Raw genomic sequence first — 14,599 nt, 5'->3', positions numbered from 1 at the left:
CGATCACGCCATGACCAGCACGCCCGAACATCACACCGGCCCCATTGCCCGGCAGACACCCGTCCGCAGCACCTATCGGTTGCAGCTGCGCCCCGACGCGCTCACCTTCGCCGATGCCCGCACCATTGCGGAATACCTGCAGCAGCTCGGTATTTCGCATCTGTACCTGTCGCCGGTCTTCACCGCGGCGCGCGGTTCCACGCACGGCTACGACATCACCGACCCCACCACCGTGTCGGCGGCCCTCGGCGGCCCCGGTGGCTTCAAGGCGCTCTCCGACGAGGTGCGCAGCCGCGGTATGGGATTGATCGTCGATCTGGTGCCCAACCATGTCGGCGTCGCCGATCCGCGGCAGAACCCGTGGTGGTGGGATGTGCTGCAGAACGGCAAGGAGTCGAAGTACGCGCACTACTTCGATATCGACTGGAGTCCCGCCAATGGTGCGGGCGGACGGCTCGCACTGCCGGTGCTCGCCAATGAGAACGATCCGGCGGCGCTGTCGGTGGATCGCAGCGGCCTCGAACCCATGCTGGCGCTGCACGATATGCGCTTCCCGATCTCGCCCGGCACCGATGGCGAGAATGCGCTGCGCATCCACGACAAGCAGCACTATCGCCTGGTCAACTGGAAATCCGGACTGTGCGGCTATCGCCGCTACTTCACCGTCGGTGGACTGGCCGCGCTGCGGCAGGAGGACCCCGCGGTCTTCGAGGCCACGCATCGCGAGCTGACCGCATGGTGCGAGCACGATCTCATCGACGGTGTGCGCGTGGATCATCCGGATGGGTTGTCGCATCCGGCCGACTACCTGACGCGGCTGCGCAAGATCATCGGACCGCAGCGCCTGCTCCTGGTGGAGAAGGTGCTCGCGCGCAGCGAGCCGCTCGACGCCGGACTCCCCATTGATGGCACCACCGGGTACGACGCACTCTCCGATATCGGCAGCGTGCTCATCGATCCGGACGGCGAGAAGATCCTCACCGACCTGTCCCGCCAGTTCACCGGCCACGGCAGCGACCGCGCCTGGTTCAGCGAGAACGAACACCGCATCAAACGGGCCGTCGCCGAAACCATGCTGGTCCCGGAGGTCCGCCGCCTGGTCGCCGCCATCAAACGCGATGCGCGCGCCGACGCCTTCGACACCATGGCGCTGACCAATGCCACCATCGAAGTGCTGTCGTACATGCCGGTGGCCCGCACGGACTACGCGCCACTGGCCGGAACGATCGGGCCTGTCGTCGCCGAGGTGACAAGGCGCAACAGCGAACTCACCGCACCGCTGCAGGTGCTGGCGACCGCCCTGGCCATCGGCGGCGAGGCGGCCACGCGCTTCCATCAGGTCGGCGGGGCGATCACCGCGAAAGCCGTGGAGGACACCATGTTCTACCGCGCCGCGCGACTGATATCCCTGCAGGAGATGGGCTCGGATCCGACCAGGTTCGGCAGTTCGGTCATCGAATTCCATCTGGCGAATGCCGAACGCGCCGCCCGCTGGCCCGCCACCATGACGACACTCTCCACGCACGACACCAAACGCGGTGAGGACACCCGGGCCCGAATCAGCATGCTGTCGCAGGTGCCGGATATCTGGGCGCGGTCGGTCGGCGCGTGGAACGAGATCGCGCCCGGACCCGACGGCGCGACGACTCTCTTTCTGCTGCAGAACATCTACGGAATCTGGCCCGCCGACGGCCGGCCCGCCTCCGCCGTCCCCAAGTTCCGGGAGCGGGTACATCAGTTCGCGGAGAAGGCTGTTCGCGAGGCCGGAACCCAATCCTCCTGGGAGGAACCGGATACCGAGTTCGAGAAGGCCGTACACCGGTGGATCGACACCGTGATCGACGGGCCGATCGGCGTGGAATTGGGAGAGTTCGTCAACGATCTCGCCACGCATGCCTGGACGGATGCGCTGGCGCAGAAGCTGCTTCAGCTGTGCGGGCCGGGAATTCCGGATATCTATCAGGGCTGCGAACTGTGGGAAGACTCGCTGGTCGATCCGGATAATCGGCGACCGGTCGACTTCACACACCGCTCGCTGCTGTTGCAATCGTTGACCGGCACACCGGATCTCGATGCGACCGGGGCTGTGAAAATGTGGATCGTGGCATACGCGCTGTGGTTGCGGCGGGAACGGCCGGAATGCTTCGTCGGGGGAACCTACGCTCCCCTGTTCGCCAGCGGTGACCACGCCAAGCATCTGGTGTCCTACGCCCGCGGACGGAACGGCGAGACTCCCGAGGTGATCGTCGCTGCTACGCGACACAGCATTCGGCTGGACGAAGCCGGTGGGTGGGGCGATACCGTCTTGGACCTGCCCCAGGGGCATTGGACGGATCGGCTTACCGGACATACGTTCTCGGGCCGGTCGCGGCTGGAGAAGTTGTTCGCCCGGCTGCCCGTGGCGCTTCTTGTTCGTTAGGGCGGAAGAGATAGAGAACAAGAGATAAAGATGCCTGGACGAGAAGGAGAGAAAACGACAAAAGAACAAGACGGAAAAGGGCAAGAGGCGCGAAAGAGGCTGGTCGGTCCGCCAGTCTGAATATTCTTATATCACAACATGATTCGCCTTTCCCGGCCTATGTTGCGGCGGTAGAATAGGGGTATGAATTCAGGGGGAGAATCCGCGAATACCGGCAGTGCCCGCGCACTGTCGATGGCGGTCGATCACCTCCTGAACGCTTCCCTCGTTCCGTTGCAGGATGATGAATTCATCGCCCTCATGCGGGAAGTGGAGACCTGCACGCGCCAGCTCGAAGCGGTCAAAACCCGGTTCGTTGTGGAGACCACCAGCCGTGGCCTGGCTCAGCGTGGTGGTGTCGCGTCTGCGAAGGTGTTCCTGCGTCAAACCCTGGGTATCTCGCGCGCTGATGCCGCGTCCCGGGTGAGTATCGCGGTGGAGACCGGGCCACGCATCGTCTCGGGTGTGGAGTTGGAGCCGACCCTCGCGCATGTGGCTGCCGCGCATCGCGCGGGTGTGATCGGTGTGGATCATGTGCGTCGGATCATGACGGTGATGAACCGGTTGCCCGGCAGCCTCGACGCCGATGTGCGTGAAGCCACGGAGTTGCAGTTGACCGAGTTCGCGCCCACCGGTTACCCGGAAGGGTTGCCGGTCATGGGGGAAGTGCTGCTGGCAGGGTTGGATCCGGACGGGAAATTGAGTTCGGAGGCGGATCGGGACCGGATGCGCGGGCTCACCCTCGGGGCCGAGCGCGCTGATGGGATGTCGCCGTGGAACGGGGAGATCAACCGCAAGCTGCGGTCGGTCCTCGAGCCGATGTTCGCCAAGCTCGCCCGCCCGGGTATGTGCAACCCGAAAGATCCGCAGAGTCCGTGGGTGTCGGACCACAAGCTCAGTTCGCAGGAGTTGGCGGCGTGTGTCGAGCGCGATACGCGTTCTCCCGCCCAGCGTAATCATGATGCGTTGCTGGCGTTCCTGCGCCCGGAGTTCGGTGGCCCGGCCAAGCTGGGTAAGCATCGTGGCCTGCCGGTGTCGGTGATCGTGACGATGAGTGTGGCCGATCTGGAAGCCGAAGCCGGTGTGGCCACGACCGCCTCCGGTGGCATCGTGTCGATCCCGGAAGCCTTGGAGTTGGCGGTGCAGTCGAACAAGTATCTGGCGGTGTTGAATCCGGTGGGATTGCCCCTGTACCTGGGTCGGGGTGAGCGGTCGGCGGATCTGGAGCACACCCGCAGTTCCTCGGGTATCGAGAGCGGCCTCGAGGGTGAGTCCCGTTCGGGGAGCCCCGATCCCGGTGCTCGTTGCGCGAGCCCCGAGCCTGGTTCGCGGGCCGGTGGTTCCGGCCACGACCTGTGCTTGTTCGGCACCGCGTGTGAGTCCTGCTCGGCCACCTCAGACCGCGACTCCTACTCCTCGGGTACCGAGCGGTGCACCGAGCGTAAGTCTGGGTCGGTGAGCCCCGTCAACGGTGCTCGGCCCGCGTGTTTGGTGTTCGGTCCGCGCACGTTCGGTGCCGACCGGATTCCCCGGCTGGCCAGCCCCGCTCAACGACTGGCGCTCATCGCCTCCGAAAAAGGCTGTACCCGGCCCGGGTGTGACGCCCCGGCGACGATGTGCGCGGTGCACCACATCACCGAATGGGCCCAGGGTGGGCCCACCGATATCGACAACCTCACCCTCGCATGCGATCACTGCCATGCCCAGGTGCACGACGGGCCCGGAGGATGGAAAACCGTGGTCATGGGACCGGACTCGCAGTTCGCGGGGCGGACCGGATGGATCGGGCCCCCGCACATCAACCCGACCGGAGAACCACAGGTCAACCACCTGCACCACCCGCTCGAGCTGAAAGCTGCTGCGCTGGCGCGGATCCGGGCCCGCAACGAACGAGAATGGCAGCACTACCGGCAGTAGGCCGCCACCCACCCGCCAAACACCTGTTCCACCGCCGGGGCTCCTGCCCGCCGGTGCTACAGGTCGTTGTGCGGGCAGGCGTTTCGGGTTCTCGGTCTTCGGGCCCTTGGTCTTTCGGCTTTTGTCTTTCGGGTGTCGTCTCTGAAACCGGACCACAGCCGGTCACCCCGCCCGGGACCGCAGGTTCCTCCCCTGCCGGGGAGCCAAGGTCGGGTACCCCACCCGACGCCACCAGCACGGCCATCCCGGGCCCTGCCCGCACCCCGGGACCCAACACCACCTCTCGACGCACGCAACCCAGGTGCACCGGCCTCATCTCGGCCTCGAATCCCCCTCAAGCCGGGCACCGCCCAGCCCTTCCCGACCGCACAGCAGGTGTCCGCGCGGCACAGACCCCATAACCGCTGTGCCGCAGAGACACCCGCTGTTCCATTCCCAGCAGCCGACGGCTTCTATGCCGAAACGGTCGGTGCACCTGGGTTTCTTGCATCCCGGGCAGGGTTGATCAGCGAGAGGGTGCGGGCAAAGCCCGAGATGGCCGTGCTGGGCGCGTTGGGAGGGGTACCCGAGTTACCTCCCGCAGTGGGGAGGGCTGGCTGCGGTGCCAGCTCGGTCGACCGGCTGTGGTTGCGTTCTCGAGACAGAACACAAAAGCCGGAGGCCGCTGGTGCATGAGCGTTAAACGTCCTCGCTACCGCCTAGTGGCAGGCCCTTCCCGGTTGGTTCGATCAGGGCGGGAGGGGTTGGGCCGGTGTGGGACTGGTGCCAGCGGACTAGGTTGACGGGGTCGAATCCGGCGGCGTGGGCCGAGGATGCGAGATAGCTCGCCTGGTCGTATGGCTGGAGCAGGCGCCGCCAGGAGTCCCAGTAGAAGCGGGGGCTGCGGGGGTTGTGGAGTAGGCGGAGGAAATTCAGGATTCGGAAGCCGAGGCTGAGGGAATTGTGCAGGGTCTTGGGCGGATCGGGGCAGCACTTCTGGAGGGCGGCGAGACGCGTGTGGTCGAAGGTCAGTCCTTCGGCTTCGGCTTCGCGGATCATCCAGCTCAGGGTGATGTCGGAGAGGCCGCAGTCGGGGTAGCCGCCGCCGATATCGCTGTGCACGCCTTCGAACCAGACCTGTTTGACTCTGTCTGTGCGGCGGTACTTTTCGGCGATCTCGACGGGGACTTCCCACAGGCAGGGCTCGAAGGCGCGGCGGCGTTCATTGATGGCCAGAGCCTGGCGGGCGCAGTGCACGATGGAGGACAGGTTGACGTCGTGGAAGCGGTGCCGCCGGGCGGTGATGCCGGGGATGCCCATGGCTCCGACGGTGTCGAAGACACCGAGGAAGTTGATGGTGACCGGGTCGGGATAGCAATGGGCACTGCGGAATTCGGCCCATTCCGGCGGATCCGGATCATCGGGGTGTGCCTTGCGGGTCTGGTAGATCTTCAGGGCGCCGGGATATTTGCCGTCGATCATGGCGGTGTAGGTGAGGATGCCCAGCCGGTTGATCATCCCGGCCAGGCTGCGCGCGGTGAACGCGCCGCGGCTGAAGCCGAAGATGTAGATCTCGTCGCCCGGCTCCCAGTTCAAGGCCAGCTGCCAGTAGGCGGCGGAGAGGTTGGCCTCCAGGCCGGTACCGAAGGCGCCGCCCAGCAGGCGATCGGAGGTGAAGCCGCGGGCTCCGGGCCCGGAGACGTAGTAGACACGCTGGCCGATGTGGTTCCCGGCCGCGTCGGCGTCGGCCAGCGATACCGTCTGCGCGATCTTCACGATATTCGACACCGTGGTGGAAGACTCCGCCTTCCAGGTGCCGTCACAGCACACCACCAGTCTTTTCATGAACAGATTCTCCCGCCGCAACCGTTCGGTTTCCCGCGTAGTGGACTACTCGACTCGTCGTACGACTATCGCTCATGATTCGTTCACAATTGCCGTGACACCGTGGGCCAATGCCCGACGATCGGATGAACCCCCGCAGCGTATGGGTACTGGTCTGTGAGGACGACGACGAGTTGGGCGAACGGGTCGCGGCCGGTCTGCGGGCCGCCGGATTCATTGTCGATCTGACCCGCAATCTCGCCGACGCGGGCCGCAATTGCGGCACCCGCCGCTACGACTGCCTGATCGTCGATCGCGGGCTGCCCGACGGGGACGGCCTGGATCTGATTCGGCGGCAACGGGAATCGGGGATGCATATGCCCGCCCTGGTGATCACCGCGCGCGACAGCCCGGCCGATCGCACCGAGGGTTATGCCAGCGGCGCGGACGACTATCTGACCAAACCGTTCTCGCTCGGCGAGCTGGCCGGACGGGTACGGGCGCTGTGCGCACGGCATCTGCGACCGCCCGCCCAGGTGCTGACCATCGGCGATCTGGTGGTGGATCGGTTGCGGCGGCGGGTGCAGCGCAATGGCGTGCTGCTCATCATGACGGCCCGGGAGTTCTGCGCGCTGGAACTGCTGGCGGCGCGGGCGGGCACCCAGGTCAGTTATGCCGAGCTCGCCGAATACTGCACCGAGACAACAACTGTCGCCACCATCGAGGACGTGGTGCACCGGCTGGACCGGAAGCTCGGCGAACCGCAGCTCATCTACGCCACCGGCGCGGGATATCTGCTGCACATGTGAACCACACCGACCCGCGGTCCCCAGTGGGGGTGGATCGCGTACGACCGTCCCGGGCAGGGCACTTCCCCGCTCTGCCCGGGATCGAGTCGATCAGGTCAGGTAGCGGTAGGCCGGCGAACCCGGATCCAGGCGTTCGCCGCGAATCGGGGATTCGTCCATCCGCTTCTGCAGCGATTCCAGGCCGTCCGGCGAACCCAGTTCAATGCCGACCAGCGCCGCCCCGGTCTCCCGGTTATTGCGCTTGACGTATTCGAACAGGGTGATGTCGTCGTCGGGACCGAGGATCTCGTCGAGGAAGCGGCGCAGTGCGCCCGGCTCCTGCGGAAAGTCCACCAGGAAATAGTGTTTCAGCCCCTGATGCACCAGCGACCGCTCGATGACCTCGCCGTAGCGGGAGACATCGTTATTGCCGCCCGAGAGCAGGCACACCACGATCGCACCCGGCGTGAGCTCGACCTCTCGCAGCGCCGCCACCGAGAGCGCGCCCGCCGGCTCGGCGACAATGCCCTCATTCTGGTAGAGCTCCAGCATGGCGGTGCAGATGGCGCCCTCGTCGACGGTCATCATGCGGAAACCGCTTGCGCCACTACCGGATTCGGTGGTGGTCAGTAAAGGCAGCGAGGCGTGCGAACGCACCCCGCCGCCCAGCCGCGCAACCGCGGTGTAGGGCACCGCGCCGATGCGGCGCACGGCGGCGCCATCCACGAATGGGTCGATCTCGGGCAGGGTGACCGGTCCCCCGGCGACCAGGGCCGCCGTCATAGAGGCCGCACCCGCGGGCTCGACTCCGAGAATCGCGGTGCGCGGCGAGCGCTCTCGCAGATAGGTGCTGACTCCGGCCAGGCAGCCACCGCCGCCTACCGGCACCACCACCAGGTCGGGAGCACGATCGAGCTGATCCAGAATCTCGGCGGCAATGGTGCCCTGTCCGGCCGCGGTGCGCGGATCGTCGAAGGGCGGGACCATGGTCGCGCCGGTGCGCGCCACATCGTCGACGGCGGCCGCGGCGGCCGCGTCGTAGGTGTCACCGGTGGCGATGAGCTCCACGAATTCGCCGCCGTGCACGCGAATCCGGTCGCGCTTCTGCTTGGGAGTGGTGGTCGGAACGTAGATGCGGCCCTTGATCCCCATCGCCTTGCACGCGAAAGCCACACCCTGCGCATGGTTTCCGGCGCTGGCGGCGACCACGCCCGCGGCGCGTTCGCCGGCGGTGAGCTGGACGATGAGGTTGTAGGCGCCGCGCAGCTTGTAGGAGCGCACAGCGGTGAGATCTTCCCGCTTCAGATAGACCTCGGCACCGGTCAGTTCCGACAGCCGCGCGATCCTCTGCAGCGGTGTCGGGTCGATAATGTCGGAAATTCGCTTGGCGGCAGCATCGATTTCGTCCGCGCTCAACGGGGGCAGCGGACCTGACACTTTCTCTGCAACTACAAGCGGATCTGACACCCGACACATGCTACTGAGCCGGAAAACACGACACTCCGCCGACCGGCAAAGCCAGTTCGGCGGAGTGCGCTCGGGAGTGTCGTCAGTTGCGGGGAGAAAGGACGAACAGCGGGATCTCGCGAGTGGTCTTCTTGGTGTAGTTGTCGTAGTCGGGCCATGCCTCGACCGCGCGCTCCCACCAGACCTTCTTCTCGTCGCCGGTGACCTCGCGGGCATCGTAGTCCTTGACCACATCGCGATCGCGCAGTTCGACGTGTGGATCGGCCTTGATGTTCCAGTACCAGACGGGATTCTTGGGAGCGCCGCCCAATGAGGCCACAACGGCGTACTCACCATTGTGCTCAACACGCATGAGCGGGGTTTTACGGAGTTTGCCGGACTTGGCTCCCACGGTGGTCAGCACAATGACAGCTTTGCCTTCATGGCTGCTGGCCTTGGCGCCGTTGGATGCCTCGTACTCTTCGACCTGTGTGCGCGCCCAGTCCGAGGGACTGGGTTCGTATTCTCCGGAAAGTGGCATGACCCAGCCAACACAGCGGATTCTTGTTATGTTCCCGACAGCAGAGTTCGGTGGACCGAACTTTAGGTCGTCGTATACCCTGAACAGATGGCAGTTGTTCACCCAACACAGGGAGCGCGTACCCGGTCGCACGTGCCGACCGTGAGTATCGCGGGTACCGCCTGGCCGGTGTACAAGCTCGAGGCGCTCGCCGCCGGGCTGATCATTGCCCTGGTATTGCTGCTGATCACCGGTTCCCCGCAGATCGCCGTGCTGGCGGCGGCGACCGCGGTGGCACTGCGCTGGATCGTCGCGGTCGCGCGGCACAGCGCACGCGGCCTGTACTGACACCGCACCCGCACCGTTATCTGAATCGCGACCACTCGGTCCGTGTCATGCGGGCCAGTTATGCGATTCCTCTATTACCTTGATCAACATGCGGTCGAAACCGTTCGGAGTGCTCCTACTGTCCGTCGGAACCGCGCTGTGCGCTCTGCCGAGCGCCCATGCCGATATCACCGAACTGGCAGGGCACGAACAGACCTACACCTCCACCTTCGGCACCTTCACCGTCGGCGATCGATCGGAATTCATCAATCGAATCGCGCCGCTGAACGAGGTCGGCACCTCGCGTGAGGCGCTGGTCAGCAATATCGCCTACGGCCGGGTCAACGGCCTGGCCGGTGGCCAGCTCAAGACCGGATACCACGTCGGCTGCGCGGTCACCCTGCTGAACGGAAATGCCGGGGCGATCCCCCAGGTCTACGTGCCCAGCGGCACTATCCCCATACCTCCGGGGCCGGGCGCCTCACCTTCGATGGCACTGGTCGGGCCCAATATTCAGGTGCCACTGAGCATCAATCTCAGCCCGGGTGAGGTCAAGGACGTACCGGTCGCGGACAAGGAACTCATTCCGGGCAAGGAGGTCCAGATCATCATTCGGGACTTCCATATCGCGGTGAACCAGTGCACCGGACCAGTGGCGATCCGCCAATACACCTATCTCTACGCCAAGTCCGCCGAAGTGGACGACAGCGGCGCGGTTTTCGGAGATCCCACCTGGTTGTGACACCGAATCGGTTGCCGCACTGGATGAATCGAGGCCCCTCACAAAGGTGAGGGGCCTCGATTCATTCTGCGGTCGCTCAGCCCGCGAGGCAGCCCGGGCCGAGCAGGGCCTTGAGGTCGCCCATCAAGGCCGATGACGGCGAAACTCGCAGGTTGTCAGCCACTTTCAGGAGTGTGGTGCGTTCCCGGGAGCCGACGTGGCGGATGTGGACGTCGGCGGTGCCCGGATGGCTGCTCAGGACCCGCTTGAGCGCGCCGATCTTGTCCGGGGTGCACAGCCGGGTCGGGATGATCACCGACATCGGCTTGTCCACGCCGATGGACGAAAGATCCGGCACGATAAGGTCGTTCGCGATCAGCGAGATGCGGTCGTCGCGCGCGGAGACGCGGGCCTTCACCAGAACGATGGCGTCCTCGGTGACATCCATGCCGTAGACCGAATAGGACTGCGGGAAGAACAGCACCTCGATACCACCGCTGAGGTCCTCCAGCTGCGCCGAGGCCCAGGCCAGGCCGTTCTTATTGACGCGGCGGGTGACGCTGGCGAAGATGCCGCCGATAGTGACCTGCTGGCCGTCCTTGACGTCGCCTTCCAGAATGGTCGGGATCTGCGTATCCGACTGTGCCGCAAGCACATGCTCGACGCCGTTGAGCGGATGCCCGGAGACGTACAGGCCCAGCATTTCGCGCTCGAGGGCCAGCTTGTGCTTGGTCTCCCATTCCTCGTCGGGCACCTTCACATTGAAGACGCTGGCCATCGAATCGTCGTCGTCCAGACCGCCGAAGAGGTCGAACTGGCCGATGGCCTCGGCCTTCTTGGTGGACATGACCGCGTCGATGGCATCGGAGTGAATCAGCAGCAGACCCTTGCGCGGATGCCCGAGCGAATCGAAAGCGCCTGCCTTGATGAGAGATTCGATGACCTTCTTGGAACAGGCGGCGGCGTCGACCTTGTTCAGGTAGTCGGAGAAGTCGGTGAACTTCCCCTTCTCCTTGCGCGCGGTGATGATCGAACCCACCACGGCCGCACCGACATTGCGCACCGCGCCCATACCGAAGCGGATATCGCCACCGACGGAAGCGAATTCGACCTGGGATTCATTGACGTCCGGCGGCAGCACCTGAATGCCCAGACGGCGGCAGTCGGCCAGATAGATCGCGGCCTTGTCCTTGTCGTCACCGACGGAGGTGAGCAGACCGGCCATGTACTCGGCCGGATAGTTGGCCTTGAGGTACGCGGTCCAGAAGGAGACCAGGCCGTAGCCGGCGGCATGCGATTTGTTGAACGCGTAACCGGCGAACGGAAGAATGGTGTCCCACAGCGCCTTGATGGCCGGCTTGGAGAAGCCGTTGGCCATCATGCCCGCTTCGAAGCCCTCGAATTCGGCCTCCAGGACCGAGGCCTTCTTCTTACCCATGGCGCGGCGCAGAATATCGGCTCGGCCGAGCGAGTACCCGGCGACCTTCTGCGCGATCTGCATGATCTGTTCCTGATACACGATCAGGCCGTAGGTATCGCCCAGGATGACCTTCAGGGGCTCTTCGAGCTCCGGATGGATGGGTTTGACCTCTTGCCGCCCGTTCTTGCGGTCGGCGTAATCATTGTGGGCGTTCATGCCCATGGGGCCGGGGCGGTACAGCGCGAGCACGGCGACGATATCGTCGAAGCCGGTGGGCTGCATGCGGCGCAGCAGATCGCGCATGGCGCCACCGTCGAGCTGGAAGACGCCGAGAGTGTCTCCGCGCGCGAGCAATTCGTAGGTGGCGGCGTCTTCCAGGGGCAGCGTGTCCAGGTCGAGATCGATGCCGCGGTTGTTCTTCATATTGACCAGCGCGTCACCGATGACGGTGAGGTTGCGCAGGCCCAGGAAGTCCATTTTCAGCAGGCCGATGGCCTCACACGACGGGTAGTCCCAGCCGGTGATGATGGCGCCGTCCTGCGCGCGCTTCCAGACCGGGATCGCGTCGGTGAGCGGCTCGCTGGACATAATGACCGCGCAGGCGTGCACGCCGGCATTGCGGATCAGGCCCTCGAGACCGCGCGCCGTCTCGTAGATCTTGGCGACGTCCGGATTGGTATTGATGAGCTCCCGGACCTCGGCGGCCTCTTTGTACCGCTCATGCTCTGGATCCATGATGCCGGAGACCGAGATGTCCTTGGCCATGATCGGCGGCGGCAGCGCCTTGGTGATCTGGTCGGCGATCGCGAAACCGGGCTGGCCGAACTGCACACGGGCCGAGTCCTTCAGCGCCGCTTTGGTTTTAATGGTGCCGAAGGTGATGACCTGGGCGACCCGGTCGCTGCCCCACTTCTCGGTGGCGTAGCGGACCATCTCACCGCGGCGGCGATCATCGAAGTCGATATCGATATCGGGCATGGACACGCGCTCGGGGTTGAGGAAGCGCTCGAAGAGCAGCCCGTGCGGGATGGGGTCGATATTGGTGATGCCCATGGAGTAGGCGACCAGCGAACCGGCGGCCGAGCCACGGCCCGGTCCGACGTGGATGCCGACCGAGCGGGCATAGGTGATGAGGTCGGCGACGATGAGGAAGTAGGCCGGGAAGCCCATTTCGATAATGACGTCGAGCTCGAAGTCGGCGCGCGGCATGTACTCCGGCGGAATGCCTCTCGGGAACCGGCGCTCCAGGCCCTTCATGACCTCGTGCCGCAGCCAGCTGCCCTGGGTCTCCCCCTCGGGCACCGGGAAGATGGGCATCCGGTCGCGGTGCTCCCACACCTCGTCGTAGGACTGCACGCGCTCGCCGATGAGTTCCGTATTGTCGCAGGCCCCAGGGACTTCCGCGTCCCAGATGGCGCGCATCTCCGCGGCGGACTTGAGGTAGTAGCCGCTGCCGTCGAATTTGAAGCGCGTGGGATCCGACAGCGTCTTACCGGTCTGGATGCACAGCAGCGCTTCGTGATTGGCGGAATCGGTCTCGTGCACGTAATGGCAGTCATTGGTGGCGAGCGGCGGAATGCCCAGCTCGCGGCCGACCATGAGCAGGCCCTCACGGACCCGGGTCTCGATGGAGAGGCCGTGGTCCATGAGTTCGAGGAAGAAGTTCTCCGGGCCGAAGATCTCCTGCCACTTCGCCGCGGCCTCCAGCGCCTCGCGCTCCTGGCCCAGGCGCAGCCGGGTCTGCACCTCGCCGGAGGGGCAGCCGGTGGTCGCGATGATGCCCGCCGCGTGCTCGGCGATGATGTCGGCGTCCATACGCGCCCACTTGCCGAGCTGGCCCTCGATGGAGGCCAATGAGGACAGCTTGAAGAGGTTCCGCAGACCGGTCGCGTTCTCCGCGACCATGGTCATATGGGTGTAGGCACCCGAGCCGGAGATGTCATCGCTCTTCTGCGACGGGTCGCCCCAGCGCACACGCTTGGTGTTGAACCGCGACTCCGGCGCGATGTAGGCCTCGATGCCGATGATCGGTTTGATGCCCTGCTTCTTGGCGGAGTTGTAGAACTCCGAAGCGCCGTACATGTTTCCGTGGTCGGTCATGCCGACGGCGGTCATGTCCAGCCGCTGCGCCTCTTTGAACAGTGGCGTGATCTTCGCCGCGCCATCGAGCATCGAGTACTCGGTGTGGTTATGGAGGTGAACGAATGATCCCGACACGAAGACACATGTTAGGTCCTGGCACCGACAACAGCTTCCGCGGGCGGCGTGGCGACTTTGCGTGTCGTGGTGGACTTCACTGCGAGCGCTGGGAAACCGGCTCCGGATCGAGGTTTTCGAGCGGGTCGCCCACTTGAGCGCGGGACAGTACCACAGCGGCGACACACATGGTGACCACGGAGATCAGGACGAAGACGGTGCCGATCGGTCCGCTTCGCAGCCGCTCATCGAGCACGGTGATGCCGACAAAGGCCGCGACCAGAGGTTCGGCGACTGTAAAGGCGGGCAGGCAGGCCGCCAGCGAACCGGCCTGATAGCCGACCTGCTGGAGGTAGACGCCGCAGAGTCCGGTCGCGATCAGCAGGTACAGCTCCCAACTGGTGAGGGCATGGCCGATGTTGCGCTCGAACAGCTGGGTCACGTACTCGGTCAGCGCCGCCGAGACGCCGACCAGGGTGCCGCCCGCCGCGCCGAGCATAAGTGCGCGCAGCGCAGAGGTTTTCGCCATGCGGGAGACCACCAGCCCCGCCGCGACCAGCAGGAAGATCACCAGCAGCGGCAGCACCCAGCGGTGCAGTCGCGCATGGGTGAGGCCCGGGGTGGGATCACCCACAATGAGGAACACCGCCAGCGCCATCGACAGCGCCAGTGCCGTCAGCCACATGGCCGGGGTGGTCTTGCGGCCGCTGTAGCGGGCGGCCAGCGGCAGCGCGAAAACCAGGGCGCTCACCAGGATCGGCTGCACGATGAGCACCGAACCCATGGCCAGCGCGGCCACCTGGAAGGCGAATCCGCCTCCGTCGCCGATCATTCCGGCCCACCACCGCGGGCTGCGAATGAGCGAGCGCATGAGGGCATCGCCGTCGGGCACTTCGGAGGCGGCCCGCTGCTGCGCCACGGCCGAGACCGCGAACAACAGGGCCGCCACGAAGGCACAGATCACAGCACCGAGAGGTAGTCCAGACACGACCCCAGTCTGCCG

10 protein-coding genes are annotated in these 14,599 nt (G+C 65.3%); 5 read left to right on the top strand and 5 right to left on the bottom strand.

Annotated features, from left to right (window positions below; all coding sequences use genetic code 11):
• Positions 1 to 10: 10 nt before the first annotated feature.
• Both treY and OG716_RS01330 read left to right on the top strand, forming a co-directional pair.
• Positions 11 to 2,419: a malto-oligosyltrehalose synthase gene (gene treY, locus OG716_RS01335; protein WP_405135901.1), complete on the top strand. Its 2,409-nt coding sequence runs from the start codon at positions 11 to 13 to the stop codon at positions 2,417 to 2,419.
• 183 nt (positions 2,420 to 2,602) lie between these two features.
• Positions 2,603 to 4,375, top strand: a complete 1,773-nt coding sequence (locus OG716_RS01330) for a DUF222 domain-containing protein (RefSeq protein ID WP_405135899.1) — start codon at positions 2,603 to 2,605, stop codon at positions 4,373 to 4,375.
• A 678-nt stretch (positions 4,376 to 5,053) separates the two neighbouring features.
• On the opposite strand, the gene OG716_RS01325 is transcribed toward OG716_RS01330, so the two are convergent.
• Positions 5,054 to 6,199 (bottom strand): DUF2235 domain-containing protein, encoded by a 1,146-nt coding sequence (locus OG716_RS01325; protein WP_405135898.1) that lies wholly within the window; start codon positions 6,197 to 6,199, stop codon positions 5,054 to 5,056.
• A 110-nt stretch (positions 6,200 to 6,309) separates the two neighbouring features.
• Here OG716_RS01325 and OG716_RS01320 point away from each other — a divergent pair, with 110 nt between their 5' ends.
• Complete coding sequence (locus tag OG716_RS01320; protein WP_405135897.1) at positions 6,310 to 6,987, top strand: response regulator transcription factor; 678 nt, start codon at positions 6,310 to 6,312, stop codon at positions 6,985 to 6,987.
• Between the two features lie 90 nt (positions 6,988 to 7,077).
• On the opposite strand, the gene ilvA is transcribed toward OG716_RS01320, so the two are convergent.
• Entirely contained in the window at positions 7,078 to 8,442 is a 1,365-nt protein-coding gene (gene ilvA / locus OG716_RS01315; protein ID WP_405135896.1) for a threonine ammonia-lyase IlvA, read from the bottom strand.
• Between the two features lie 73 nt (positions 8,443 to 8,515).
• Positions 8,516 to 8,953, bottom strand: coding sequence for a nitroreductase family deazaflavin-dependent oxidoreductase (locus tag OG716_RS01310; protein WP_405135895.1), 438 nt, complete (start codon positions 8,951 to 8,953; stop codon positions 8,516 to 8,518).
• A gap of 132 nt (positions 8,954 to 9,085) precedes the next feature.
• On the opposite strand from OG716_RS01310, the gene OG716_RS01305 reads away from it, so the two are divergent.
• Together OG716_RS01305 and OG716_RS01300 are read left to right on the top strand one after the other, a co-directional pair.
• Entirely contained in the window at positions 9,086 to 9,280 is a 195-nt protein-coding gene (locus tag OG716_RS01305; RefSeq protein ID WP_405135894.1) for a hypothetical protein, read from the top strand.
• Between the two features lie 88 nt (positions 9,281 to 9,368).
• Entirely contained in the window at positions 9,369 to 10,001 is a 633-nt protein-coding gene (locus OG716_RS01300; protein ID WP_405135893.1) for an MspA family porin, read from the top strand.
• A 76-nt stretch (positions 10,002 to 10,077) separates the two neighbouring features.
• On the opposite strand, the gene dnaE is transcribed toward OG716_RS01300, so the two are convergent.
• Positions 10,078 to 13,617, bottom strand: a complete 3,540-nt coding sequence (dnaE, locus tag OG716_RS01295) for a DNA polymerase III subunit alpha (protein WP_405135892.1) — start codon at positions 13,615 to 13,617, stop codon at positions 10,078 to 10,080.
• Between the two features lie 76 nt (positions 13,618 to 13,693).
• Entirely contained in the window at positions 13,694 to 14,584 is an 891-nt protein-coding gene (locus tag OG716_RS01290) for a DMT family transporter (RefSeq protein WP_405135891.1), read from the bottom strand.
• Positions 14,585 to 14,599 lie beyond the last annotated feature (15 nt).

The sequence above is a fragment of the Nocardia sp. NBC_01388 genome, assembly GCF_045040085.1.
Lineage (GTDB): Bacteria > Actinomycetota > Actinomycetes > Mycobacteriales > Mycobacteriaceae > Nocardia.
The sequence above is the reverse complement of the archived record's forward strand: the minus strand, read 5'-3'. Positions and strand labels throughout refer to the sequence as shown.